This is a genomic window from Bradyrhizobium zhengyangense (assembly GCF_022012435.1).
Classification (GTDB): Bacteria; Pseudomonadota; Alphaproteobacteria; order Rhizobiales; family Xanthobacteraceae; genus Bradyrhizobium; species Bradyrhizobium zhengyangense.
In genome coordinates, this window is sequence record NZ_JAKLUA010000026.1 from 24,385 (window position 1) to 50,443 (window position 26,059).

Consider the following 26,059-nt stretch of genomic DNA (forward strand, 5'->3'; position numbering starts at 1 on the left):
GTCAGCCATCGGCTTGCGGCAGCCTACTCCTCCGCAGCATCGCCTATCGACCTTTGGGCATCAACGGCGCATTCTTGTGGGTGTTCATCCGGTCTCTCCCAGAACACTGCAGCTTCGGAAACTCAGCTTTCTCGGTTCAGAACGGATGGGCACTTCCTGAAAGATCACAGCTACGTTGAGCCGAATTATTAGCCAAACTTGAACAGTACGCCGTAACCACCTCGCGGATAGCTCCACTCGATGTCACCTCTCTCCTCGCAGATCACGCGGCAAGTGCCGCACTCGATGCAGCCGTCCACGGCGACTTCTATCTGGTGCTTGTCGTTAGCTACATAGCAGTGAGCCGGGCAGGTTGTCAGCATGCTCACGAGCTCCGAGGATGGCATCGTGTGTGGCCGCACCTTGATGTGAGGGTGCCCAGGATCAAGCAGGTAGCGGTTGTAGAATAGCCTGTCCTCGACGCGCGCGGATCGGTCGGTCGACATGGTTAGCCCTCATGGGGGTGTGAGAGAAGCGTTACCGCCAAGCGCGCGCGAGGCGAACGGCATCACCGAGCAGGCCGCTCCACGAACGGCTCTTGACGAAGGAGTTTAGTGATTGCTTTTCCTTTTCGGCCTTTGGTGTCCCGTCGACCCGCAAGAAATTCTGCATCGATTCCGAGACGAGCTCCGGATATGTCAGAAAAAAGTTCCGGGAGTAGGTGTGCATCAGCGCGGGCATGTCTTTGTACTTCCTTAGGTCCCTAATGACAAACGAATGGTCCAACATCGTCTTGTAAATTGACAGATTCGTCGCTGTCATTGGGGCGCCGCGCGACTTGACTTGGATGATCGCTTCGGCCGCGAGTCGCCCCGATGTCATTGCGAGGTTTGAGCCCTCGCGATGCATAGCGTTGTTGAGTTGAGCGGCGTCGCCTACGACGACCCAGCCCTCGCCATATAGCTGCGGAATGGCCTTGAAGCCACCCTCGGGAATGAGGTGAGCGGCATATTCCTTGACTTCCGATCCCTCGATCAGCGGAGCGACCGAAGGATGCCGCTTGAAGCGATCGAGCAGACCATACGGTGTTTCCCCGGTGCTTGTGAAGTGCGCGACCAGGCATCCGATGCCAAGGGAGATGCATTCCTTATTGGTGTAGATGAAGCCCATGCCTGTCATGCCGCGGGAGATGGTGCCCGCAGCCTCAATGACGAGCCCTTCATCGCCCTTAAGATTGAAGCGGGCCTCGATAACTTCGCGCGGTAGGAAGTGCATCTCCTTCACGGCGAGTGCGACCGTGTCCGGCGTAGGCCGCTTGCGTACGCCGGCCCGCGTGCCAAGAAGGCCGTTGACGCCTTCCGCGAGGACCACCGCGCCAGCATGGATCTCGCCATCGGCGCGGTCAGTCCGCACACCCACCACCTTGCCGTTAGCATCTTGCATTAGTTCGGTTGCCGTTGTCTCGCATAGCACCGTGGCGCCAGCTTCGCGAACTTTCTGCGAGAACCACCTATCGAACTGAGCGCGGATGATAGTATAGCGGTTCGGCCTTTCTTCGTTGAAGTCGTCGGAGCGGTAGTGCAGGCCGGTGTGAGAGCGGTCATCCATCATCCAGAAGCGCTGTTCGACCAGATGCCGCTCAAGCGGCGCGTCTTGTCGAAAGTTAGCGACAAGCGCCTCCAGCATATCGGCATAGAGGATCGCACCCTGCACGTTCTTCGACCCGGGATATTCGCCACGCTCGAGCTGAAGAACCTTCAGGCCGTGCTTGGCAAGCGTGAGCGCCGCTGCATTGCCGGCCATACCTGCCCCGACGACGATGATGTCAAATGTTTCCGCGGTCACGAGGTCTCTCCTTGTCCTATCCTGCGATCCGGTCGCGCGAATGCGGCGACAGCCGGGCGCGAAACGCCTCGGTCAGGATTGGCAGCAACCGGATCGCGTCCTCGACAATGCCTAAATGCGAGAACTCGAAGATAGGCGCGTTCCTTTCGGTGTTGATGGCGACGATAAGGTCGGCGCCGTCGACACCGACGCGGTGCTGAATGGCTCCGGAGATTCCGGCGGCGATGTAGAGCTTTGGCCTGATGGTTTTGCCGGTTTGGCCAATTTGCCGGTCGGATGTGACCCAACCCTTTTGCACCAGGGGGCGCGAGCAGCCAAACTCGGCACCTAGCACGTCGGCGAGCCGGCGCACGAGCCGGAAGTTTTCAGACGAACCAAGGCCGAGGCCTCCGGCAACGACAACATCGGCATAAGCGAGATTGGATCGTGCGGAATCGCGATCCGGTAGGAACGACAGCACCTTCGTTACGATATCGTCCTCGACAAGTCCAAGCGGGAGGGTGATGATGCGGCCGATCGGGCGCGCGCAGCGTTCTGGCACAGGCATCACGCGCGGCCGGACTGTAGCCATCTGCGGACGGTAGTTCAGCGTATAGATCGTGCATAGCAGCGAGCCGCCAAAGGTCGGACGCGTCGCGGCGAGGGAACCGTCGGCATCGACGTCGAGCTCTGTGCAATCGGCAGTCAGACCAGTGCGCAATGTCGTTGCGACTGAACCTGCTAGGTCGCGGCCTAGAGTGGTCGCGCCTAGGAGCAAGATCTCGGGCTTGTAGCTATTGACGAGCTTGGTGAGCGCCTTGATATAGGATTCGTTGCGATAGTCCTTGAGCAGATCATCGGCGACCATATAGACAAGGTCGGCTCCGTAGCAGAACGACTCGGTAGCGGCGGCCTGCGATGCCTCGCCCTCTTGCCCGATCACCACTGCGGCGAGATCAACTTTGAGCTTGTCAGCAAGCTTGCGGCCAACGCCCATTAGCTCCCAGGATACAGAGTGGACCTGGCCGCGTTCTTGCTCGATGAAGACCCACACATGTTTGTAGGTCTTGAAGCGGTCAGACAGCTGCTTCTTAGCCGCGGCGCGACTCGAAGGGGAAGCGCCGATTTCAGATGCGGTATTCATGTTGCGCCTTTCTTTAGCTCAATAGCCGCGCGCCAGTGCCGCGAGCTCGATCTCGAGGGCCGGCCGGCACCTGAAAATAGCGTTGATCAATGCCTCCGCGGGCTGCTCGTCAGGCTCTATCATCGTGGCCTTCTCGTTGCGGGCGGCTGGTGCGAAAACGCGCTTGACGACGGTGGGCGAGCCCCGCAAGCCGCATTGTGAAATGTCATCAACCCCCGCCTGTTGCGCGCTCCATTTCAGGATCGTCGCGCGGGCAGCGCGCAGCGCATCAGCCATCGCACCGCGGCGGATCTGGTTCGTCGCTTCGAGCATCGTGACCAGGCAGGGGAGCCGTGTCCGAAGCAACTGGACGCCACCCTCAGAGCGTCGCTCGACGTCGATGGTGCGGGCATGCAAGTCCAGTGCGCTGATCTTGCCAACATAGGTGAGCTGAAACAGGCCAAGCCGTTTTGCGATGCCAGGGCCGACCTGTGCGGTGTCTCCATCGATGGTCTGCTTTCCTGTGAAGACAATGTCAGGGGCGCCGAACTCGCTCGAGATCCTACGGATCGCTGTCGCCAAAGCGTAGGTTGTGGCTAGGGTGTCCGCGCCCGCGAAAAAGCGATCGGTCAGGAGCACCGCACGATCCGCGCCGAAGGTGAGCGCCTTGCGAAGACTGTCCTCGGCAGAAGGGGGGCCCATAGTCAACACCGTGACTTCGCCGCCGAACTGATCGCGTAGCTCAAGGGCAGCTTCCAATGCAAAGAGATCGTACGGGTTGATGATGGTCGGCACGCCCTGACGCATGATGGTATTTGTCACGGGATGCACGCGGATCTGTCCGGAGTCTGGAACCTGCTTGATGCAAACGAGCAAGTGCATGATCTTCTCCAAGACTAATCTCCCCAAAACAGTTCAGAGTGGAATGGCAATCACACCAACGAGAACGAGAACGTTTCAGTCGGCGGAGGTTTCGGGTGTAACCGCTAGGCGCCCGGAGGGCAGTACGCCGCTGCGACTAGGCGTAGCCAGTCCGACAGAGGGCAGTTCAATTTCGTTACCAATCTGCACTAGTACGGGTACAGGCTTGGTGTCGGGCGCGGCGTCCTTTAAGACCTTGAACACGCGCTGTTCAATCGGCGGTGACGTGACGAAATCTGAATATGCGCGCTCAAGCACGAGTTTGCACCGTTTAGCAACGCTGTCGTCCGCCAGATCGCTAAGGCTCTCCTTAGCAAGATATTCGCCCATGCGCCTGAGAATGTGCAGCCGCGCAACGTTGACCACTTTAGGATCGTAGTCGACGCCTAACAGAGCGAAGAACTCTTCGGCAGAAGCGGCTTTGCTGAGGCGCGCGATAATTCCATCAGACATTCAAGTTCCTTCATACTCTGCGGTCTCTACCGGCCGGGTCTGCTTCGCGGGTGCGCTGATATGCCGAGCGAGCGTTGCGCCTCAACGTCCGGCCCGGTGCGATCTAATTGGTGGCGATCTGCACGCCGCGAGTCCGCATCGGCGCGCTCACTCCGGGCGTCGGCAACAGTGGCCGATGCTGGTAGTCCGGAGCCGACCGTCGTCGGACGAGTTGGCTGGCACGACGGACCGGTGTTCGCGCAAGGCCGTCACTTCCCCATGAAGCTGTGGCGTTGTTGATGCTTGCGGAAATTAGCGCTGATGCGATCGGCACCGTCTTGCTTTCTGGAGGTTGGCGCTTGGTGTGCCATCGGTCGAGATGATGTTGTTGGTCGACGAGAGATCGGGACTGATCAAGGTCTGATGGTGTCGGGCGGGGTGCCGTCATCTGGGTCTTTCCATATTCATTCCAATCATCGAAGTGAGCAATGCACGTGCCACCTCAGCTACAGCTTGCGTTCGACCAGGCGGCTCTCACCGCTCTCTTCGCCAAAGCAACGACCAAAATCGGCGCATTGGGTGCAGACTGGCGCCCTGCACATACCTAAACTATCGCGTTCGCAGAGCACGCGATAGAAGAAGCGCTTCCAACGCATATTCCCGGTGTTCCGGCGGGCCAGTGGCGCGAAATGGCGCGTCAGGAGACGGGACAGCTCCGTACGCCCGCGCAGCCCGAGATCCTGCCAGAGGTGGTGAGGCTCCATTGCACGTCGCGCTACCATTGCCGCGAGCCAATGGCCGACGTCGCCGGCAGTCGAACGCTGCGCGAGCAGGAGCTCGCGCAGGACAGCGGTTTCGTCATGGACGTCGGAGGATGAGTTTGGTATCCATGTGAAGGCGCGGGCCGCGGCCGCCGGGAAAAAGCCGGCGAGCAGTTTTCTCAGGGCATGCTCTGGAATTCCAACGCGTTCTACGATCGAGCCGCCATCCAACGCGGCAGCGACCAGGATTGAGGCCAGTGCATGACGATCGAAATCATCGTCGGCGCTGATTTCGGCTTCCGCTGGGTTGCTGCCCGTGAGCAGTCGATAGAGCGCGATTCCGACCTGTTGCACAACGGCGCTCGGCTCAGCCGATCGAGAGTTCGACACTTCCATGTTACTCGCTTGCACCTCAGCCAAGAAATGCCCCGCCGCTATTGGAAAGACCGCTGGATAGCCGGCCCCATGAGACGAGGAGACCGGCAGGATCCTTATGGCGTCGCGGGCTGGGCCGCGGTTTTGCCGATCTGGCTCTCGTCTACCGCCTTCATGATCCCGTGTTCCATCAGCATATCCTCCAGCTCGTCCATGCTGATCGGGGTCGGAACAACGCCCTTCCCGCCGTTGTTGTGTATCTTGGATGCAAGGTTGCGATAATGATCCGCCTGCTTGGAGTCCGGCGCATACTCCAGCACCGTCATGCGGCGCAGCTCAGCATGCTGCACGATGTTGTCTCGCGGCACGAAGTAGATGAGCTGAGTTCCCAGCTTCTTCGCCAGCGCGTCCGCTAGCTCCAGCTCCTTGTCGGTCTGACGCTCGTTGCAGACAAGCCCCCCAAGACGGACGCCGCCTGAATGGGCGTATTTCAGAATGCCTTTGGAGATGTTATTGGCGGCGTACATGGCCATCATCTCGCCGGACATCACAATGTAGATTTCCTGCGCCTTGTTCTCGCGGATCGGCATTGCGAAGCCGCCGCAGACGACGTCGCCGAGCACGTCGTAGGATACGTAGTCGATGTCCTCATAGGCACCGTTGTGTTCTAGAAAATTGATGGAGGTGATGACCCCCCGCCCAGCACAACCGACGCCAGGCTCTGGACCACCGGACTCCACGCAGCGGATGTCCTTATATCCGATTTTCATGACGTCCTCGATCTCAAGGTCTTCGACGCTGCCGACACTGGCGGCGAGGCTGAGAATGGTGTCTTGCGCCTTAGCGTGCAGGATCAAGCGCGTAGAGTCCGCCTTAGGATCGCATCCCACGATAAGGATTCTGTGGCCCATCTCAGCAAGCGCTGCGAGCGTGTTCTGGGACGTAGTCGACTTTCCGATACCACCTTTGCCGTAAAATGCGATTTGCCTCAGTGACGACATGTTCATCTCCATTAAGCGGGTGCCAAAAGCACCGCGCAGTCTCGCGTCGCATTGAGCCACCGTCAGAAGCGGCGACCCGAGGATTCGGTAGGGAGAGTTTGGAGCCGCCAGCCGAGCTCTCAGCTCCCACCGTGTTGCTGTATGCGAAGTGCAACTGGTGTGCCGTTGGCTCCGCGCGGACTAAGGCGCTGAGTACGCTCGCAAAGTGGTTCGCCCGGAGCCGAAGTTGGAAGGGATGTCGCCTCTACGAAAGTCAGGCCAGTGTGAGGATCCAGACAAAGGAGCGCCGCCATGGTAAGATCACAGCGTATCTGCGCCGCCATAGGCGGGGGAAAGGTTGCTTCAGGTTGGGCGCTAGCGTTTAGACGCGTCGGTGCAGATCGGTATTGCGACAGTTAAGGAGCCATTGTCCAATGTCTGTGACGGACGAAAGTGGATCAGCTATGCCGCCCAGAGCCTGTCGCATGCGGGAATCGAGAGCGACAGCCTCGCCTCGGGCGGAGGCCGACTCTCCCGAAAGGGGCGTGGGCTGGCTGAACCCTGCTCGGCTGCTGTTCGGCGCCTTCTTGATGGAGCGCAGCGTTAAACCGATCGCCTAAGGCAGGAAGCGCGCTCCCGGCGCGAACATCTCGCTGTCGTCGACAAGTGCGACGAAGCCACGGATAAGCGATGAATACTGGCGCTAACGGCTGTTGCAATCATGCAGGTGCTTGAAGACGTTCGGGCAACCTGAACTGCAGGCGCCTCGCCAAAGCGCGATAAGAAGGAGCTTCTGGCGCGAGCAATGGACCGCACAGCGATGGTGCGGCTTCCTTAGGAAGACGCCTGTCACGTTATGGCTGGACTGGCCGCGGCAGGGAAACCCGAGAGCCGAGATAGAGCGAGCCGGGTCGGATGCGGCGGCGCCTAGTTACGCCAATGCTCTGGGATATTCTGGTCTTACCCCTGGCTGACGAGCGCTGAAGCGAGCGTCGATCGCGAGGCCTCAGGCCGGCCATTGGCCAGCGAAGAGCCGGAAGTGTGCACCGGCCGCCGTTGTCCTGCCGTGCAGAAGCACCGCCGTGTGTGCGATCTTCCATAAAAGCACGTTCTCACTGGAATAATCGTACGTAGATGCGTCGCTCGTGTGCCCTCTCATGTTTCGATGTGCATCCGGTGATGCCTTCGTGCCGCAAGCGCATGCGTACCGCCCGCTTTCTCGCCTGGGAGGCGACCGACCGCCACCCGCGGAATCAACGATTTGGATCGACAGGTCTGCATAGTGTCGGTCAGCAACATAATGCGCCTAGTTGGTCGGCGCGCGCCTAGACATCGTCGGTCGATTCTTGGAAAAGACGCGGTCGTGGTGCCGATCGACTGCCCCTTACGTGCCGGCGACTAACAATTGTCAATCCAGCGCGACTATCAGCACTCGTCCGGTAACTGGACGTGCCTGATGCCGTCGCGCGGCGCAACGCGATCAAGCTCCTTGCGCTTCATCCCGACGCGGCGACCGCTTTCGATGAAATCGACGCCATAAATGTAGAATCGCTGGAGGAAGGTGCCAATCGAGACGACATAGCCGATCTCGCCCTTCACAGCGAGAACCTCGCCGATCTCCTTGCCAGCATACGTCCCATCATTTCGAATGGTGCGCGTTGCCCGCACTTTCTCTCCATAGCTGAAAAACGGCTGGGCCGTTAGCTCGATAAAGTCGTCGTCGTTCACGTGGTCGCTCATACTCGCATTTCCTCGCTCCAGCGGAGGGGTGGCCGGCGGCCGCGCGCGTTTTGCACGAGGCTATCATGGCTTTCGCCCCGCACCATGAGCTCGCCAGCCACGGCACGAGCCGTAACGCTGAAATGGATGTCGGATGGCGGGCCGTCAAGTGCACTGCAGCGTGGCGTTAGGTAAGCATGCCGGGTAGCCATGCGTAAAATGCCTTGGGCCACGACCGGGTGGACATTGGCCTCGTCTTGATTATCCCTCCAGGGAGCTCCGGTGTTAGCCGGTACATGCTAGCATCTGAGTTTTCGCCGGCCTCGCCGGCAACGATCGGCTGCAGGCTGCCATTCTCGATCGGCTTTCGAACTCGCATCTTCGTCGCGCGATGCGGAGCGTTTCGCGACGGCACACCAAATTGCTCGGCCAGGCGTTGAGGGGATGCCCGCGGATCTGTTGACGAGATCGCCCAGCAGAGGTGACGCAAGACCAGAATGAGAGCCCTACTGCGATTGCGCAGCGACGATACGCGAATATGGCGGGTGGGCCTCGTCGAGGCGCTGGGCGAGGAAAAGGCGGTGCGGTGCTAGCAATGGTACACCTAAGCGCGACTGATCTGGTAGGCGCCCGCGCCATGGACCGCCAATTCAGACAACGATTGCGTCGACCTGGCGTTCCGGTCGAGAGCCTCGACGCCGCCATAACTCATCATAGTGTCTGTCCTCTCGAACACGTTCAGCAAAACCTTGGCGTCGATTGTATCGCTGGGGTCGAGCTCCAGTAGCTCCTGGATCTCGAGCCGCCGCTCGGCGACCCGGCCCGCCGGTCGGGGCTCAGCGGTTACGCTCGGGCGGCTGCCAGGCTGGGAGCAGTCGCCCGAGCAGAAAGCTGCCTCCAATGCCGCGGTCGCTGCGGGGCATTCTTGACGTCGATTGGCGCGTTGTCGGTATGACCATGAAGGTCATGCTGTTTCCCCTCTAGCAGGCGCTTGGTAGCGCGGTAGCGAGGTATCGATGACGCAGGTTCTGTCCACAGGACAAACGGCCACACATTGCGGCTCGTCGAAGTGCCCGATGCACTCAGTGCACTTCTTTGAATCGATTACGAAAGAGCCATCCCTCTCAAAGATTGCTGCATTCGGACATTCCAGCTCGCAGGCGGAGCAGCCCGTACATTGCGAAGAAACGATCTTGAATGGCATTGATGTCTCCTCAAGCTGCAGAAATAACCGTGGCGTTGCGACTGCCGGCCTGAATGCGCTGCACGTGTGCAATCTCGCCGCTGTTGACTTTCTTCAGATAGGCTGTGAACCACACGATCGCCGACTTGACGATGAAGTCATGGGCGAATTGATCGACTGGCGTGATGCCTGCCTTGATCAGGGCCTCCCTCGGGCAGGCGCCGATCTTAGCCACGAACACTGCGTGGCAATCATTGATTGCGCTGATAATCGAAGCCAAGCTGCCCTCCTCGCCGTAGCCGCCCTGGCAATAGACATCGACGCGGCGGTGGCCTACGAATTTCGCCCCTGCCTTCGAGAGCTCGTAAACCTGGAACTCCGCAGCGTGGCCAAAGTGCTCATTGATCAGACCAGAGCCCTTAGTCGCGACCGCAGCCAGCACCTTGATGTCGCTTGACACATCCGCCAGTCCGACAAGCGCGTCATGCCCTGCCACAATCATAGCGGCGCGCTCCTTCTCGACCTTGGCTCGGTAAGCCTTACGGGTGTCCATATCGTAGTTCAGCTCCATTGACATGATCCTCTCGATGGTGAACTCGGCGGTGCGGCTCTCGCCAAGCAGACCGACAGCGTCAGCGCGGCACTGACGGCAGTGCCGCATCATAATCATCTCGCCTTCGCAGGAGTCTTGAACGGCTTTCAACTCCTGAGGGCTCGGGCCACGCTGACCGCTGGCGCCGAAAGCAGTGCCGTGCTCCGGTGAGGAGATAAGCGGCATGATGTTGTGCAAAAAACCGCCGCGCGATTTCACTACCTTGTTGACCTCCGCAAGGTGATGGTCGTTAATCCCCGGTATCATTACAGAGTTGACTTTGGTGAGGACACCGCGCTCGGTGAGCATCTGAAGCCCCTGAAGCTGGCGTTCAGTCAAAATCTTAGCCGCTTCATGGCCGGTGTAACGCTTGTGCTTATAGAAGATCCAAGGATAGATCCGAGTGCCGATCTCAGGATCGACCGTGTTGATGGTGATCGTGACATGGTCGACGTTGAAATTGGAAATGGCGTCGATGTAATCCGGCAGCATAAGCCCATTTGTGGACAGGCACAGCTTTATGTCGGGGGCCGCGGTCTTGACTAGCTCGAAGGTTTTGAACGTCCTTTTGGGGTTCGCCAGCGGATCGCCCGGGCCAGCAATGCCGAGCACCGTCATCTGCGGGACGGCCGAGGCGACCGCCAGTACTTTCTTGACAGCTTGTTCGGGCGACAGCCTCTCGCTGACCACGCCAGGGCGCGACTCGTTTGCGCAGTCGTATTTGCGATTACAGTAGTTACACTGAATATTGCAAGCGGGTGCCACCGCGACATGCATGCGCGCGTAGTGATGATGCGCCTCCTCGCTATAGCATGGATGGGTCTTCACTTTGTCCCAGAGTCCGGACGGCAGATCTCCCTGCCCTTTTTGCGATCCGCACTTTCCTTGACCGCAACAACCTGAGGTGCTGCAGCTCTTGCGCCCGACCTGCTTGGTATCGCCGAGAGCGGTGAGGATATCGCTCCTGCTAGCGCCGTGTTGAGCTGAAGCGTACATTTGGTCATTCTCCCTGGAGACCGAATAGATTGGAAGCTCGGATCTTGCCAAGCGTCTGATGCGTCGTTCTAGAACGGCCTTCAGCAACCTCTATGCCAGCGTTGGGTCCATGCGCTGGTTTGCGCCTGCAAGATTGGTCGTTACAGAAGTCGAGTATGTCGGGTAGCCGACGCACGTTGGAAAATGGACGAATTTGGCGTTACCAGAGAGCGCTTTTACGAAAATGGTCTGCGCATCCCCGGTTCGACCGATCGTATCTGGCTATCATGAGCCAGAGCGTCAGCCCGAACCTGGCCGCGCGCGCAAATTAAAATGAATCGAATTGAAGCCCAGGGCGCAAAGAGGAGTTCGCTCTAAAGACAGCGTTTGGTCGCGCGCCGAAGGGGGACGCCCGCCAAGCGTAGGGGCGTCCGTCGCGTTCTAGCAGGCCGTTGAAAAAAAGTCGCTCGCCGCTGATGGTGGTACCGTGATCCATTGGCGGCTCCGACAAACTTCGGAGATGGTGCCTGGGTCGCGGCGATAATCGAATGGGCGAGCTGTATAGCTAGCTTGATCTGGAGACGCGGGTGCGGCGTGATCATCCGCCGCGATTCTAACGATTGTGAACGAGGCGCTGTCGGCGTTGGAGCGGGACTGCGCTGCGCTCTATTCGACGATTGGACGGGCTGCGATCTCGCAGAGTGAAGCTGCTGCGGGCGACGCTGTTGCAGGCGTTTTATTTGATCCGCGCGGAACGGCTTGTGAAGAGCGGCTGGAATACCCGCCCGCTGTCCGCTGGTTTGTCGCAATCGGGGGTGACGACGTGGTCCGGGATGTTCGATGTTCTCGAAAAACGGCGGCCGGGTGCTCAATCGGCAGTCCGAAGGACGACTCTGGCGAGCCGCCGGCCCGACTTCCATAGCCAAAACACGCTGGAAGGACCTCCATGCGTCGACCACCAGTCCCGATGCTAGGCGCTACCGCGCTGCAGGAAGGGCAAAGGCAAGAGGACGCCACTGTGGACACGGGCTGATGCAGAACCGCCACGACCGGCTGGCCGACGCCTGCCTCATGCTGGCGGGCATGCCGAATGCATCGCAGCGCTGCACATGATGGAGCCGCGTGCTGAATGGCCGGCCCACGATGCGGAAGAGTTCGTCAATGAGCCGCGCTCGATGAACGTGACGCGCATGTTTCACAGAATACCAGCGGCCGTAGCTCTGAGTTTGGGTCGGTCACTAGCCGTAAGCCAGCGCATCTGCAAGCGGGTCGGGAGGCATTCGGCGGGATCAATACGGTTGCCGGGCAAGAGACAGGTTTCATGGTGGTGAGCGCGCCAAATGGGCCTCTATCTTCGTTGCCACCGCCTACAAGCTGGTGCGATTGCCGAATCTTATCGCGGGACCGGGCTGAAGGCTAAGGTGCACGGCTTCGGCTGGGGCTTGGCCGGTCGCTGACGAACATTGTCAAGATGGACAACCGGGACAGAGAGTTTCTCGATCTTGTCGAAGAGGCGCATCTCACCTTCGAGGACAAGCCCGACAACAAATGTGCCTTCGCTGCCCTGAAGGGCTTCCTTGATGGCTGCCAAGTCACCCGCCACGGATCGCCCCGCACCGAGTTGTCATGTGTCGGCGATGAGCCACTTCTAGATCCACATTGGCGACGACTTTGCGTTCGCTGTAGACGCGGCTGAGTTCTTCAACAGCCCGGTAGGTGCGCAGGAGTTGCCCGTTTTCTGCTGCAGGCGAAAAACGTGAAGACCGTAGCCGATGCAGCACGCCTTATGACTGTGGTCCATCCTTCTTTCGCGGCTTGCCATAAAAAAAACCGTACCAGCGATCATCGCCGAGATCGGTGCGGGCTACGCCAGGTGGGCGGGGTCAAATGGCAGCGCCCGGCGAAGAGGGCTTCCCGTTGCGCAATTTTACTAGCCTCTTCTGATTGGCGGCAACTTAAGCGGCGAAAACGAATGTGGCTTGGCGAAGGCGCTTGCAGGGGTGCCTTCTCACGGGGCATGGGCGGACTTGGTGAGGTCTTCTGATGTGCTTCAGCGCCGGGGTGGGGCCGGCGAATTCGTGTATGGGGCGAGCGCATTCATCACTCCTATCCCTCTCCGCCCCGCTTCCTGGCGCTGATCGTGATGGGCAACTGGGTGTCGGAGGCCATGTGCGGCAGGTCGAGCACCCAGCCATTGGCGATCTTGATCCACCCGCCCCACAGCGTCTCGTGCTCGGCTTCGACGATTGGCTCCTCGAGATCCTTCTTCGGCACGTAAATCGACAGACCGGTCTCCGTTGAGCGGCGGATCGTGACTTTCATGATCTGAACTTCTGGTTGCGGGAGCCGCTGCTCGTGCGCTCTTCGCACGGCGGATGCGATGCTCTCTGATTCCATAGGGACTCGGGCAGTGCGTGCATCACATCGCTACTTCGTTAGTCGTTGTGTGAGTTCACATTGGGGTTATCAAACGTGAAACCGGAGCCATCTAGACCCACGACGAAGTCCATGGTGGTGCCGTTGAGGTGCGTCAGGCTCTTGCGATCGACGAACAGCTTGACGCCGTGACGCTCGATAACAGTATCGTCCGGATTGGCTTCCACGGCGAGGGCCATCACGTACTTGAACCCGGCGCAGCCGCCGGTTTCGACTATGATGCGCAAACCGCTCGTTTGTTGCGGCGCCATCGAGATCGCTGCCTTCACCGCATTCACCGCGCTCTCCGTCAAATCAATCATCGCACGTCCCGCTGTTATGGATCGTTCAACAGATCGCAACTCTCGTGCCAGAGCACACAGAAGACGGAAATCACTGGCATTTCGCCGCCACCGCCCGTTGCTCCGCCTCGCGTGTCGGATCTGCGACAACCGGCCTCGGTGGCGCACGAGAAGCGGAATGGCACAGCTGTACCGGGCGTACCGCACACAGCAGTCCGGAATCCCATGTATGGAAACGTTCGTCGACGCCGGCGGACTAAGGCGGCCGAAAACCATCGCGCCTGTGACAGGTCGGCGGCGCTAACTCTGGCGCTGTCGGCGGACTCGTCCATAGATGTGTACTATCATCCCATCCCGCGTCGCCTTCTTGGAGGTCGATCGGACCAGACACGAACGGCTCTTTTTCGTTGTCTCAACGCTGCCGTGGCGTACCCCAAAGCTAGGGCGTCACGGTCAGGGCGTCGTAAGCGATGATCGGCGTGGTGACGAATAGTTCGCTGTCGGCGATGCGTTTGCCGAGCCTTAGGCATTAAGCACATCCGCGCTAACCTAAGCTCCATAGCACTAAGAACAACGTGCTCAGGAGCTGCCCACTGGTTGCGGCAAAACAACTTGCACCGGAGCATGGTGGTACAGGCGCACAACGCCGGCTAGCGGGTTCGGTCTGTTCAAGGACAAGCCCTCGAGGCTCAGAGCACGGTCGCACGAGAGAGCAGACCGTCGTCAGGTTCACCGGGCTCGGTGTGTTCACAGTTCCAAGTAGAAAAGTTACGCGGGGGAACGGGTGCGATCGGGTTCGTCGCAGTGATGTCCGGCGCCGAGCCGCCCACGGGCCGACAGATGGCTTGCGGAGGCCAAGAACGCTGCCTAAAACGGCGGCGGATCGACTTGCGGGTTCGTCCACTCCGGCCCGAGTTCAAGCGGCCGGGTGTGAGTCTGGCAGTTCGCAGGACAGATCCGCGAACAGGCGCCGCAGCCGATGCATGCACCGGCGTCTTGCATCACCATGGCCTTCCTCTCTAAGTCACCATCATCATCATCGAGGCCGATGACCTCGCCATCCTCGTTGATGCCCTTCAGCGTCATGACTTGCCGGCCGCAAACCTTATAGCAGCGGCCGCAGCCGATGCACTTCTGGGTATCGATTGATACCAGATAGTCCGGTATCCAGGCGCGTCCGTCGCGGGTTACGTAGGACATGATTGCGATCATTTTGCGCTGTTTTCTGTCTCTTCTGTTTGCGCTTGCGATCAAGCTTGGTGAAGGCATCATGAGCCTTCTGCGCGACGCTCAGGATCGAGGCCAAGTTCGGCGTAAGCGCCGTCGATAGATCGTGCAGGTCCGATTGGCCTACGCCGCTCGGCCGACAGACATATTAACCGTGGCTGCGAGCGTGCCGAAATCGTCGAAGTCTAAGCGGTTCACGTCGCGCGGTTGTTTGTTGATGACGATGAACCGGCCGCCGAGCAGGTCCATGCGCTCAAATTCTTCGAGGTGCATCTCTAAGTATCGTCAAGATCATGACGCCAGTCGCTTTCTCGATTGCGAGCGCGGCCGACTCGAGTCGCAGTGCGGGAGAAAGCGGGTTAAGCAGCGTCTGTCATGGAAGCGTCCTGCAGTCGTCAAAATGGAGGGGGGCTTTGCTCGTACCTCCGAGCGCCTTGCGCAACCAGGGTGGTGGGGAGCCCTTCAGCGCATCTTCGAGCTTGATGCAGAGGGTCTCGATCGCCTCGCGCTTGATCACCGTTAACGGATGGATTTTGTTGGCAACGACGCGTGCCGCGGCCGAGCCGCCGATCGCAGCGACATAAAGGATCGTGCAGTCCTTGATGGCGTCGATTTTCCGCGTCAGCTTATCCTTGCGGCCATCTTCCGTGAGATCGTCACCGAACTCGATGACCTGAAGGATGCGGTGAGCGTCCGGAGTGACGTCGTAGATAGCGATGTTCTTGGCCCAACCGAAATGCGCATCCACGCACTTCAGATCCTGGGTGGCAAAAGCGACTTTCAAGATCTATTCTCCTTATTGGGTTATTGCGGGTAGGACGGGACGGTCTTGAAGTCGCGGTCAACGCTTCGCCAAGTATCGGGCGTCGGCTGGTGCTTCGCCTCGCGATCGGCAATGACAAGATTGGCGAGGCCGAAGATGAGATCGCGCGTGCCGCGGTAGCCGACTGAGAGCTGGTGGCCGGCGCCAAGACGATCGAACATCGGGAAGCCAGCGCGAAAAAACGGGATGTTAAGGCGCGAGGCCGCCTGGCGGCCGTGCGAATGGGTGATGAGGAGATTGCAGCCGTGGGTCTTGGCAAGTTCCTCGAGATCTTCGAGATCTCCGATCAGGACCTCCTCCGTCCTGATACGCTGCAACACGGGGGAGGCTGTTGTGGTCACGGCGACTGCGATATTGGCACCCATGTCGTACAGCATGCTGGAGAGATCGAAGAGCAAGTCCGGCTCGGCGCCGATCGCCAGCTTACGGCCCCCGATGTAGAAATGCGCATCCAACATAGCATCCGCGAGTTGGCCGCGCTGCCGGCGGTACTTTAGCGGAACTGGCCGGTCACTGATCTTGCTCAGAAACGCGATGAACTCGTCGTTGGGAACGAGGCCGCAGAGGCGTTCGAACAAGCGAAATCGTACGCCTGTTTTCGCATACATGGCCTCCGCCGCACGTTGCATCTGCGCGCCGATCGCGATCGTCCATGCCGCCTGCCCCATTGTCGCAATCTCGTCGACCCCGATGCCGCCGATCGTGGTGGGCGTGAACTCATCGGGAATTTGACCGTCGAGCGAACCGGCCAGGTCCGGCAGGAAGGATGGTTTCAGTCCGAAATCCTCCAGGATCGTCCGCAGCTCATTGAGATCGCCTGGCGTGAGGTGGCAGCCCGGCAGAACATTGATGCGAGCGGGATCCCGCGCCCGACCCGTCTCGACGGGATGGACCAGGACTTCCACCATTCGTGCGACCGTCTTGTCCCAGCCGTCCTGGAACGCGCCCTTGAAATCCGGGGTCGAGACGTAAACCAGCGGAAGCCTTTCGAGCTGTGGGTGCTTTTGCTGAATCAGGTAAATGAATCGTTCGACGTCCTCTCCCTTTATCTCGGTCAGGCCGGTCGAATTGATCCCGATGATTTCCGGTTTCGCACCATTGTAGATGTTAAGTATCGCCTGTTCGACATTTTCCTGACCGCCGAACACGGCCTCGACTTCACTCATTGCGGTGGTCTGCATCGGCACTGCCTCCCTGAAGTGCCGCACGAACAGGGTCAGGCCGAACGAGGTGCAGCCCTGGGAGCCGTGTAGCAGCGGCATCGCGCCGCGAAGGCCCATAAAGGCGAAAGAGCCGCCGATCGGCTGGCTCATCTTGAGCGGATTGACCGTGCAGGATTTCTCGGAGGTGGAGACGATGGCCATTGGCAGACGCCCTATTCCGACGCCTGGACGGCGCATGTTGCCTGCGCAGCGGAAATGTGCCCAACGACCCACCTGCCCGAGGCATTGGCGCGTTCCTTGAATCCGGCGGCGCTGGAATGACCTCGCACGGCGGTGGAATTCTCTGCGGCGTGCGAATCCGTGTGCGGGATGTTGGTCTGCCGATTGACCTCCGCTTCGTCCCAAGGCGCGGGACGGCGTAGTTGGGTCCATATTGGATTGTAGAGCGCCTTATCAATCTCCTCCATCAGCTTGACCATGCCAATATACCCCATGTACGCCTGAGAACGCTCCTGGTTGATGTCAAGCCAAGGTATCATCGCCTTCAGCGCGACGAACTGCGACTTGCCGCCGGAGAGCATCATATCAGCCCGGGAGTTCATCAACATTTTGTAGATGTCGCGCGGCGCCGCTTCCTCGATCATAAGGGCGTGCCGGCCCATCAGCTCCTTGATGCGGTCTTTGTCCTCTTTGGTGGACTTCTTCACGGAGGTGCCGGCGATCTCTAGACCGGCCTCCTGCAGCGCCGCGACCACCGACCACGACTTAACACCGCCGGTGATCAACAGAACCTTCTTACCCTTGAATCGTGGTTTGAAGCGCTCGATCGCCGCGCGTACCCTTGCTTCCTCACGCATGATGACAGCCTCGGTACGCCCTCCAAGCTCCAGCGGCGCGCCGCGCTCGATCAGCATGCGCGCGATCGTCCGCAAGGAGTTGCTGGAATCCTGCACGCCGTAGAACGAGCCCTCGAAGTAGGGAATGCCGTAGCGTTCCTCCATCTTACGGGCGACGTTTATCATCGCCTTGGAACACACTAGCATCGCAGCCTTTGCGCGATGCGAACAGGCCAGCTCGTGATATTTCCCATCGCCGGAGATACAAGAAAGGATGCGGATGCCAAGTTCATCGAGCAGCGGTTTGATCTGCCAGAACTCGCCGGACAAGTTGTATTCGCCGATGATATTGATGTCGTAGGGAGTGGTATAGTCCGGTTCCTCAGTGCCGATCACATGCTCAAGCAGCGCCTCGCCGGCAAGCTTGTTTCCGAGGTTCTTGGACCCGACGAACCCCGGCGAATTTACAGGAATGATAGGCTTACCGAACTTGGCCACGGCAGCCTTGCACACGGCCTTGATGTCGTCGCCAATCGCGGCTGGCACGCAGGTTTGGTAAACAAAGACAGCCGGCGGATCGAACTTGCCGATCACCTCCCCGATCGCTTGATAAAGGCGCTTTTCGCCGCCAAAGATTACATCGGTTTCGTTCATGTCGGTCGTGAAGCTTCGGCGCCAGAGATCGGAGCCTGAGGAGGCGCTGCCTCGGTTGTCCCAGGAATTGCCCTCGCAGGCGATTGGGCCGTGGACCAGATGCGCAACGTCGGTGAACGGCTGTAGCGCGATTTTGGCGCCGTCGAATGCGCATCCGCCGCCCGCCTCTCCTGGCTTCAACTGCCTAGTGCACCCCATAGTACGTTCGGCCGCCGTCTTGTTGTCGTTTCTGCCACAACCCGGCTCGTTGAAGACGTCCTCGATGGCGGACGTGTCGACGCTCATACGTATCTCCTATTTTCTTCGACCCGCCGCGCGAGCCTTGTGCCGCGACGTGGATCTTTCTGGCTAGACACCGGCCGTCGACCCTGCTCTGGCCGGCGCTAGACCAAATCATTTACGTCAGCGGATGATATCAAAGCTATAGTCCGCTCCAGTCCTGTCCATCTGGTCCAGGACCTTGTCCAGTATCTTGACAAGAACGTTTATGCCGCCCTGATAACCCCAGACGGGATACCGATGTTGATGGTGCCGATCGAACACAGGGAAACCGATGCGGATCAGTGGCGTCCCGGTATCGCGCTCGAGGTACTTCCCGTAGGTGTTGCCAATCAGGTAATCGACCGGCTCAGTGCATAATAGGGAGCGCATGTGCCAGAGATCTTTGCCGGGATATGCAGAGCAGTTCTTGCCAAACAGTGAACTAACAAACAGTTCCTCCATTTTCTCTGCCCAAGCCTTGCCACCATTCGTAGACAGCACATGAGCCGGCTCTGCACCGAGCTCCAGGAGGAATGAAGAGAGCCCGTAGCAGAGATCCGGATCGCCGTAGATCGCGAACTTCTTGCCGTGCAGATACGCACTGGAGTCTGCCATGGCGTCCACGAGACGGCCGCGCTCCCGCTCCAATGCCTTCGCGATCGGCTTGCCGGTCATGCGGGACACAGTCATTAGGAATTCGTCCGTCGCGCTGACACCGATGGGGTAGTTGAAGGCGGCAACCTCATGACCGTGCCCCTCGACGAAGGACAGTGTCTTCTCGGTGCAGTGTTGCTGCATGGAGATCGTGGCTTTGGCATGGATCGCGTTAGCCGCGTCCTCCAGCGTGGTGCCGCCATCATACATGCGGAACTCGCCGTCGGTCGGAGTATCGAAGACATCGCTGTTGTCGGCGAGTATAGTATATTCGATTCCCATCAACTCGAAGACGCGCTTAATTTCCCGGATGTTCCCGACCGTGTACCCGTCGAACCCACCGATGAAATTAATCTTGCCGTTCACCTTGCGCTCTAGTTTGGAGGCGGTGCCTGCCTTGCCATCCCAGAAGTGCTCAAGGATGCTCTTCAGCGCATTGTCATACCCGGTCACGTGGCTGCCGACAAAGGCAGGTGTATGAGCGAAGGGAACATCATATTGTGCCGGGACTGACCCCTTCTCCTTCGCTGTCTTGATGAAGGCGTTCAGGTCATCCCCGATCACTTCGGCCATGCACGTGGTGGAAACCGCGATCATCTTGGGCTTGTATATGTTGTAAGCGTTAGCGAGCCCGTCAATCATGTTGTTTAGACCACCGAACACCCCGGCGTCCTCAGTCATCGAGGAAGAGACGCAGGAGCTTGGCTCCTTAAAGTGTCTCGAAAGATGACTTCGGTAGTATGCGACGCAACCCTGTGAGCCGTGAACGAAGGGCAGCGTGCCCTCAAAACCGGAGGCAGCGAACACCGCACCGAGTGGCTGGCAGGCCTTGGCGGGGTTCACAGTCAATGCTTCACGCGCGAAGTTCTTCTCGCGGTATTCTCGCGTCTTTGACCATTCGCTGATCCGCTCGACTTCCCTTTGGTCATGCGGGTTCTCGAACAGCGCCTTCTTTTTGGCGAGCATTTGCTGATATTCCGGACCTCGGAATAGATCCAAGTGATCGAGGACGTGTTCGGCATTCTGTGTCAACGCGGCACTCTCCTTTTCGGCGATTGGTTTATCGACTAGGTTGGCCCGCCTTCTCGCATAGGCGGAGCCAGATCTGTGCATTCCTTTATTCCGCGGCCATTAGGCCTGGCGCTGGAGTATCCTTCCAAGGTGCCTTGAGTTTCTTCCAGACGGGCGAGTTTATTGCCATGTCCATGTCACGAGCGAAGATCGCGAAGCCGTCATAGCCGTGATAAGGACCGGAATAGTCCCAGGAGTGCATTTGACGGAATGGAATGCCCATTTTCTGGAAGACGTACTTCTCCTTTATGCCGGAGCCGACGAGATCTGGCTGAATGGTCTCGACGAAACGCTCAAACTCGTAGCCCGTGACGTCGTCATAGATCAGTGTGCCGTCCTTTAAGTAGTGCTGAGCAGTGCGCTGGTAGTCGTCATGATGGCCGAATTCGTAGCCCGTTCCTACGACCTCCATACCAAGGTCCTCATAGGCGCCGATTACGTGGCGGGGACGCAAGCCGCCGACGAACAGCATCACTGTCTTGCCCTGGAGGCGGGGGCGGTACTTCTCAATTACCGAGGCCATCAGCGGCTGGTACTTGGCGATCACACGCTCGGCACCTTCCTTGATGCGTTCGTCGAAGAAGCTGGCAATTTTGCGCAGCGAATCGGCGATCTTGGAAGGGCCAAAGAAGTTGTACTCGCACCATGGAATGCCGAACTTTTCCTCCATGTGTCGGGAGATGTAGTTCATCGAACGGTAGCAGTGCAATAGGTTGAGCTTCGCCCTGGGCGTTGCTTCCAGTTCGGCGAGGCTGCCGTCGCCGGACCATTGCGCAATCACACGCAGGCCCATCTCTTCGAGCAGGATACGCGATGACCAAGCGTCCCCACCGATATTGTAGTCGCCGATGATCGTGACATCGTAGGGCGTTGACTCGAACGCGGGTGTCGCTTCCGGCGACACTCTGTCCAGGATCCAGTCCCGCAGCGCATCGTTGGCGATGTGGTGGCCAAGCGACTGCGAGACGCCGCGAAACCCTTCGCAGCGAACCGGTACAATGGTCTTGCCATTGTGTTCCTTTGACTTCGCCTTCGACACAGCCTCGATGTCGTCGCCGATAAGGCCGATCGGGCACTCGGACTGAATCGTAATGCCGTGGTTGAGCGGAAAGAGCTCCTGAAGTTCGTCAATGACCTTACCGAGCTTCTTGTCGCCGCCAAACACGATGTCTTTCTCCTGGAAGTCGGAGGTGAACTGCATGGTGACGAAGCTGTCGATTCCGGTCTTGCCTATGTAGTAATTGCGGCGTGCAGCCCAGGAATATTGGCCGCAGCCGACCGGACCGTGGCTGATGTTAATCATGTCCTTGATCGGGCCCCACACGACCCCCTTGGAGCCAGCGTATGCACAGCCGCGAGTCGTCATTACTCCGGGGATCGACTTCAGGTTCGACTTAACCCCGCAATCGTGCTTACCCGCCTCGTGTACGTTCAGGTGTTTGGCGCGGCGCTTGGCGGTCTTTTCCGGGTAGATTTTTAAGGCCTCATCGATCAGTTGCTTGTTGCGGGCCTTCATCTCCGCGGCGCTCTGGGTAGTGACTATGCTCATACGAATTCCTCGGATGCGGTGCTTGAACGATCGGGCGCCTTGCGCGGCGCGCGCTTCTGGCGATCTATTAACGCGAGGCTGCATTAGAAGGCGTTTGCAACAAGTGTGCCGACGGATAGGAAGGAAAAAGGTCGGAGGCAGACAGCGTCGATGCACCCGATTGTCGCAAAGTGGACGTAGCCGCGTGCTGATATGTTCTTACTCGTAGCATTGTTCGAAATGTGACATGCCCCGTCGAGCCATATTAGCGGGACTTGTTTTATAAAGGCCGCGCTTAATAAATTTCACCTTCTGGCCGCCGCCCCTTGGGCATCGGGGCTAGCGTCTATGTGGCAGCTCATAAAAAATGTTCCTGCGGCCGGAATGGAACGTGGGCCAAAACGTGGTATCTCTCAGGCGAGAGGCGTGCCATCGCGGTCGCGCCGCGGCGTGCGAGCAACGGCGCTATCCTGGCTCGTACGGCGTGGCCGTTGGATCGAAACTGCGGAATCAGGAATTGCTAGTCGGGAGTAACGCGAGCGCTCAACGCTCCATGCGGGAGCTGCCAATTAATCGATCGCGCGTGAGTAACTCTTCTTGGTGTCTGATCACACATGCTGCCCTCCATTTGCAGGCACTTCGGCACCTGTGACATAGCTGGCAGCCTCCGAGCAAAGGAAGAAGATAACCTTCGCGACCTCGTCCGGTGTTCCGACCCGGTGCATCGGGATAGTTGGGATCAAATTGGTTTCTGTCTCCGGCGACAGAATGTCTGTCTTGATCTCGCCTGGTGCAATAGCATTGACGCGAATCCCGTAAGGCGCATAGTCATGCGCCATCTCGCGGGTCAAGCACGAAAGTGCCGCCTTTGATGTCGCATAGGCAGTACCGGCATACGGATGCACTCTCGATCCGGCGATCGAGGTGACGTTCACGATTGCACCAGAAGCGAGCGTTAGCTGATGGAAGAGCCCCTGCGAGAACATGATGGGTGCGAGCAAATTGACATGGAACACGCTCTTCCAGGTGTCGACCGGAGTGTTCAGCGAATTTAATCGGGTGCCGTCAGCGGCCTTCGGGGAAATGCCCGCATTGTTGATAAGCGCATGCAGAGGGCCGCCATTGAGCCGCTCCTTGATCTCCGCGATCGCGTGCTGCAACGCTCGAGAGTCGCTAAGTTCGGCTTGAATATGGTTGTCCAATCCTGCTTCCCAAGGACAACGGCTACCCTCGAATGGCTGCCGAGAACACGTGATGATCCGCCATCCAGCTGCCGAAAACAATTTGCCGGTCGCGTGGCCTATACCGCGGGAAGCACCAGTCAATACGAGCGTCTTCCCCTCGGCATTTTGAGTGCGCCGCTTATTGCTAGATGGGCACGCGGCGGGCGCTGGCGCGCCATCTGTTACATTTTGGCGGTCCAGCAGATTGAGGGTCACGCGAAGCTCCTGATAGCGCCTCGGCGGGCGCACTCTAATGATGCTAGCAGGTGGCCCTGCAGGACCCGGGCCACGCGTCTCCTGGCCGGTAGTCGCGATGTGCGCGGCTCGATGTCGCTTACGCGACATGTAGAGTGTAGGACGAGGCGGGCCGCTTTGATTCGGAGCGTGGCGTGCCGCGTCATCACACTCCAACAAGCGAGGCTCGTCGACAGATCCCGCTTGAACAGAACGGCGTCTAGACGGCACGGCACGGCCGCTACATGAAACTGAAAACCGGCGCTCATTGGGTATGATCCTGTCAGCTTACTGGTAAGCGCCGATTCGGGTCACGCTGGCGTACCCGGCGCCGCAGCGGTCGCTACAGGACGCCCGAGGACACGAGCGAGAGAGTTTCTCCGCAGCGTCCCGACGCACCGTCATCGATGCCATCGGGTGTCCGCCTTCGTTCCTGGTAGTTGTGTATGTCTTGGCATCACGGCCGTCTCCTGCTGCACAAAGATGTTGTTGCCGCTGACTTGCGGACAAGCCGGCCGACCGCTATGGCCTTGTGCTTTTGAAGCGCAATCATTGAGAGCTCGGCTGGAGGCGAAGTTCATGTGCAAGTGACGGCTAGATAGGCTCGACGCGTGGGCGTGGAATGGCCAATCGGCGTTTTGATCATAAGTGAGAAGGTCTCACAGTTGTCTATTAAAAAAGCTGCTTTGGGCCGGAGGCCAGCGAGCGGAAAGAGTGGCGCTAGTAGTACAGATGTCAAGCCGTGGGTTCGTCGAGCCAGGAGCTGCCATTTTGCTATTGCGCCGATCAAGCCACCGATTGTGTCTTGCAATCGGCAATCTGAAGGTCCCCGGCGCGCGAACATCGTGATCGTCGCGCCGGCAAAATCCGCCGAACGTCTCTGAGCAGTCTTCAAAGGCGCATCGATCCTGCAGTGATGATCGCTGCTTCCCAGGGAGTTCGGCGGGCTTGAGCTCTCATGCGGCATACAACATAGGTGCCTCGCTAAGGCCGGCCCGGCGCCCGGCAGTTCTCGGGAACTGAATGAATGCCGAGGATCTTCAGACATTGTGGTGGCCGCAGAAAATGGCTCGAGTTCTTTTGGTTCCGACATTCTTCCGTAAGGTAGCTGTTGGGCGTAGGCCACAGCGAACGGCTCAGCGCCGATCGCCAAACCTTCGCACGCTCGGCTGCCAGCGCCGCTTTCGGGGTGGGAACGGGATCCCGAACAGCGTCGCGATCTACATTTGTGCGACGCAGTGAATAAGCAATTGGACGCGGTGGGATTCACCAAAATGCAAGAAGCGACAGAGTCCGCGCTCAGCCTGCGCTCTGCGGCTGCTAACTCAATGTGGAACTCCGCCAGCCGATGCCTGCTAGCATGTAAGTCATTTGCGCCGTCCTGATCGATAGGGCGTTATCCGACACCATGTGAACAGAACCTATGAGCCATCCCAGCCGCATGATGCCGCAGACCCTCTCCCCGGCCTGCAAGATTTCCTCGACCGGGCAGACCTACTCGAAGTAACTCTATCCCGCCGACGTTCGGCGCCCAACACATTGACCTGGATCTGATCTTCCCCCGATAAAGTGGACGGGTTAAGCGGCTTTTAGCTCCATCTCGATCGGGGGGATATATCCGAGTGCGGAATGGAGCCTTGTCCGGTTATAGAATCCCTCGATGAAGGCGAAGATATCGCGTTGAGCTTCGGCGCGGGTCTTGTAGTTGCGATGATGGACGAGCTCGGTCTTCAGGGTATGGAAGAAGCTTTCCATCGGGGCGTTGTCGTAGCAATCGGCCCTGCGGCTCATTGATGCCGTCATGCCGGCCTCCATAAGGGTGCTGCGATAAGCGTGCGAAGCGTACTGCACACCCCGGTCGGTGTGGCAGATCAATCCGGCCTGCGGCCGCCGCTCCCGGATTGCCATCGTCAGGGCTGCGGAGGCGAGCTCGACGTGCATGTGATCGCGCATGGCCCAGCGGACGATCTTTCGGCTGAACAGATCCATGACGGCGGCCAGATAAAGCCATCCCTCGGCGGTCGGGATGTAGGTGATGTCGCCGAGCCAGACCCGGTTCGGGGCTTCCGCCGTGAAGTCGCGCGCGATCAGGTTCGGTGCGACCGGCAGGTCGTGATGGCTGTCGGTGGTGCGCACACGGCGTGGCTTTGCGGTGATGGCGCGGATGCCATGCCGGCGCATCGTCCGCTCGATCCGGCCGCGGCTGGCGCTGCGTCCCTGCCTGCGCAGGGCGGCATGGACGCGCGGACTGCCGTAGCGGCCGCTGCTGTCCTGATGGACCTGCCGTATCTCGGCCAGCAGCGCGGCATGGGATTTTGTCCGCTCACTCACGGGGCGGTCGCGCCAAGCGTAGTAGCCGGCCGGCGAGACCTCGAGCACGGCGCACATCAGCCGCACCGGATAGGTGTCGCGATGGTCCTCGATGAAGCGAAAGCTCATGTCCGGGTTCCGGCAAAGATCGCGATCGACTTCCTAAGAAACAGCCGGATTGGCGTCGCCCGGGAGGGCCTGCAACACGAAGCCTAGCGATTTCGCCCGGCGCTGTAGGTTGGCGAGGACGCGGCTACGATATTGCTGCTCATATTGGTCGGCGCCAGGATCCTTGTAGCTCATGCCGTGCCGGAGTGTGTTGTAGAATAAAACCGCAATCTTGCGAGCCGTCGCCGTCACCGCCTCAATCGACGCCCAGCACTCCGTACAGTGCGGTCCTGACATCGAAGGTGGGGATGTTGACCTGCTTGGTCTTTACGCGCGGCTTGGCTAGGTTTCCGACCGGTCTTGCTCCTTTGGTGTTCAATGCACTG

At 59.2% G+C, this 26,059-nt stretch carries 21 protein-coding genes and 4 pseudogenes; 1 reads left to right on the forward strand and 24 read right to left on the reverse strand.

Going from position 1 to position 26,059, the window contains the following annotated elements; all coding sequences use genetic code 11:
• Positions 1–188: 188 nt before the first annotated feature.
• The 10 genes and pseudogenes from L6637_RS38610 to nifB all read right to left on the reverse strand — a co-directional run bounded on the left by L6637_RS38610 (position 189) and on the right by nifB (position 10,885).
• The gene (locus L6637_RS38610) at positions 189–485 is read right to left on the reverse strand and encodes a ferredoxin family protein (protein ID WP_128929935.1); all 297 of its coding nucleotides are present in this window, start codon (positions 483–485) and stop codon (positions 189–191) included.
• Between the two features lie 31 nt (positions 486–516).
• Complete coding sequence (locus L6637_RS38615; protein WP_283810024.1) at positions 517–1,866, reverse strand: FAD-dependent oxidoreductase; 1,350 nt, start codon at positions 1,864–1,866, stop codon at positions 517–519.
• Positions 1,841–2,947: an electron transfer flavoprotein subunit alpha/FixB family protein gene (locus tag L6637_RS38620; RefSeq protein ID WP_128929933.1), complete on the reverse strand. Its 1,107-nt coding sequence runs from the start codon at positions 2,945–2,947 to the stop codon at positions 1,841–1,843. Before L6637_RS38620 ends, L6637_RS38615 begins: the two co-directional genes overlap by 26 nt.
• An 18-nt stretch (positions 2,948–2,965) precedes the next feature.
• On the reverse strand, positions 2,966–3,808 hold the full coding sequence (locus L6637_RS38625) for an electron transfer flavoprotein subunit beta/FixA family protein (RefSeq protein WP_128955188.1): 843 nt from the start codon (positions 3,806–3,808) through the stop codon (positions 2,966–2,968).
• 180 nt (positions 3,809–3,988) lie between these two features.
• Positions 3,989–4,300, reverse strand: a pseudogene (nifW, locus tag L6637_RS38630) (nitrogenase stabilizing/protective protein NifW); the annotation flags it as partial.
• Positions 4,301–4,785: 485 nt separating this feature from the next.
• Positions 4,786–5,436 carry a nitrogen fixation protein NifQ gene (locus L6637_RS38635; protein ID WP_128929931.1) on the reverse strand — a complete coding sequence of 217 codons (651 nt, stop codon included), beginning with the start codon at positions 5,434–5,436 and terminating at the stop codon, positions 4,786–4,788.
• A 95-nt stretch (positions 5,437–5,531) separates the two neighbouring features.
• Positions 5,532–6,416 carry a nitrogenase iron protein gene (nifH, locus tag L6637_RS38640; RefSeq protein ID WP_128929930.1) on the reverse strand — a complete coding sequence of 295 codons (885 nt, stop codon included), beginning with the start codon at positions 6,414–6,416 and terminating at the stop codon, positions 5,532–5,534.
• 1,404 nt (positions 6,417–7,820) lie between these two features.
• The gene (locus L6637_RS38645) at positions 7,821–8,135 is read right to left on the reverse strand and encodes a nitrogen fixation protein NifZ (RefSeq protein ID WP_128929929.1); all 315 of its coding nucleotides are present in this window, start codon (positions 8,133–8,135) and stop codon (positions 7,821–7,823) included.
• A gap of 943 nt (positions 8,136–9,078) precedes the next feature.
• Positions 9,079–9,318 (reverse strand): 4Fe-4S binding protein, encoded by a 240-nt coding sequence (locus tag L6637_RS38650; RefSeq protein WP_128929928.1) that lies wholly within the window; start codon positions 9,316–9,318, stop codon positions 9,079–9,081.
• A 10-nt stretch (positions 9,319–9,328) separates the two neighbouring features.
• On the reverse strand, positions 9,329–10,885 hold the full coding sequence (nifB, locus tag L6637_RS38655; protein ID WP_128929927.1) for a nitrogenase cofactor biosynthesis protein NifB: 1,557 nt from the start codon (positions 10,883–10,885) through the stop codon (positions 9,329–9,331).
• 554 nt (positions 10,886–11,439) lie between these two features.
• Here nifB and L6637_RS38660 point away from each other — a divergent pair.
• A pseudogene (locus tag L6637_RS38660) lies at positions 11,440–12,135 on the forward strand (transposase); the annotation flags it as partial.
• 122 nt (positions 12,136–12,257) lie between these two features.
• Here the strand turns inward: L6637_RS38660 and L6637_RS38665 are convergent.
• The 14 genes and pseudogenes from L6637_RS38665 to L6637_RS43060 form a co-directional block, all read right to left on the reverse strand.
• Positions 12,258–12,455, reverse strand: coding sequence for a hypothetical protein (locus L6637_RS38665; RefSeq protein ID WP_164934261.1), 198 nt, complete (start codon positions 12,453–12,455; stop codon positions 12,258–12,260).
• Between the two features lie 515 nt (positions 12,456–12,970).
• Entirely contained in the window at positions 12,971–13,186 is a 216-nt protein-coding gene (gene nifT / locus L6637_RS38670) for a putative nitrogen fixation protein NifT (protein WP_128929926.1), read from the reverse strand.
• 113 nt (positions 13,187–13,299) lie between these two features.
• Positions 13,300–13,602: a HesB/IscA family protein gene (locus L6637_RS38675; protein ID WP_128929925.1), complete on the reverse strand. Its 303-nt coding sequence runs from the start codon at positions 13,600–13,602 to the stop codon at positions 13,300–13,302.
• Between the two features lie 846 nt (positions 13,603–14,448).
• Positions 14,449–14,781 (reverse strand): ferredoxin III, nif-specific, encoded by a 333-nt coding sequence (gene fdxB / locus L6637_RS38680; RefSeq protein ID WP_128929924.1) that lies wholly within the window; start codon positions 14,779–14,781, stop codon positions 14,449–14,451.
• Positions 14,687–14,920: a CCE_0567 family metalloprotein gene (locus L6637_RS38685; RefSeq protein WP_128930194.1), complete on the reverse strand. Its 234-nt coding sequence runs from the start codon at positions 14,918–14,920 to the stop codon at positions 14,687–14,689. The genes fdxB and L6637_RS38685 overlap by 95 nt, the downstream gene beginning before the upstream one ends.
• A gap of 11 nt (positions 14,921–14,931) precedes the next feature.
• Positions 14,932–15,081 (reverse strand): DUF269 domain-containing protein, encoded by a 150-nt coding sequence (locus L6637_RS38690; protein ID WP_232995640.1) that lies wholly within the window; start codon positions 15,079–15,081, stop codon positions 14,932–14,934.
• Between the two features lie 100 nt (positions 15,082–15,181).
• Positions 15,182–15,592: a nitrogen fixation protein NifX gene (nifX, locus tag L6637_RS38695; protein ID WP_128929923.1), complete on the reverse strand. Its 411-nt coding sequence runs from the start codon at positions 15,590–15,592 to the stop codon at positions 15,182–15,184.
• Between the two features lie 20 nt (positions 15,593–15,612).
• Positions 15,613–16,995: a nitrogenase iron-molybdenum cofactor biosynthesis protein NifN gene (gene nifN / locus L6637_RS38700; RefSeq protein ID WP_128929922.1), complete on the reverse strand. Its 1,383-nt coding sequence runs from the start codon at positions 16,993–16,995 to the stop codon at positions 15,613–15,615.
• An 11-nt stretch (positions 16,996–17,006) separates the two neighbouring features.
• On the reverse strand, positions 17,007–18,569 hold the full coding sequence (nifE, locus tag L6637_RS38705; RefSeq protein ID WP_128929921.1) for a nitrogenase iron-molybdenum cofactor biosynthesis protein NifE: 1,563 nt from the start codon (positions 18,567–18,569) through the stop codon (positions 17,007–17,009).
• 117 nt (positions 18,570–18,686) lie between these two features.
• A complete protein-coding gene (gene nifK, locus L6637_RS38710) occupies positions 18,687–20,231 on the reverse strand; it encodes a nitrogenase molybdenum-iron protein subunit beta (RefSeq protein ID WP_128929920.1) in 1,545 nt (514 codons plus the stop codon).
• 85 nt (positions 20,232–20,316) lie between these two features.
• Positions 20,317–21,819, reverse strand: coding sequence for a nitrogenase molybdenum-iron protein alpha chain (nifD, locus tag L6637_RS38715; RefSeq protein WP_128929919.1), 1,503 nt, complete (start codon positions 21,817–21,819; stop codon positions 20,317–20,319).
• A gap of 587 nt (positions 21,820–22,406) precedes the next feature.
• Complete coding sequence (locus L6637_RS38720) at positions 22,407–23,237, reverse strand: SDR family NAD(P)-dependent oxidoreductase (RefSeq protein ID WP_232995639.1); 831 nt, start codon at positions 23,235–23,237, stop codon at positions 22,407–22,409.
• A 1,596-nt stretch (positions 23,238–24,833) separates the two neighbouring features.
• Positions 24,834–25,718 (reverse strand): annotated as a pseudogene (locus tag L6637_RS38725) (IS3 family transposase); the annotation flags it as partial.
• Between the two features lie 9 nt (positions 25,719–25,727).
• A pseudogene (locus L6637_RS43060) lies at positions 25,728–26,059 on the reverse strand (IS110 family transposase); the annotation flags it as partial.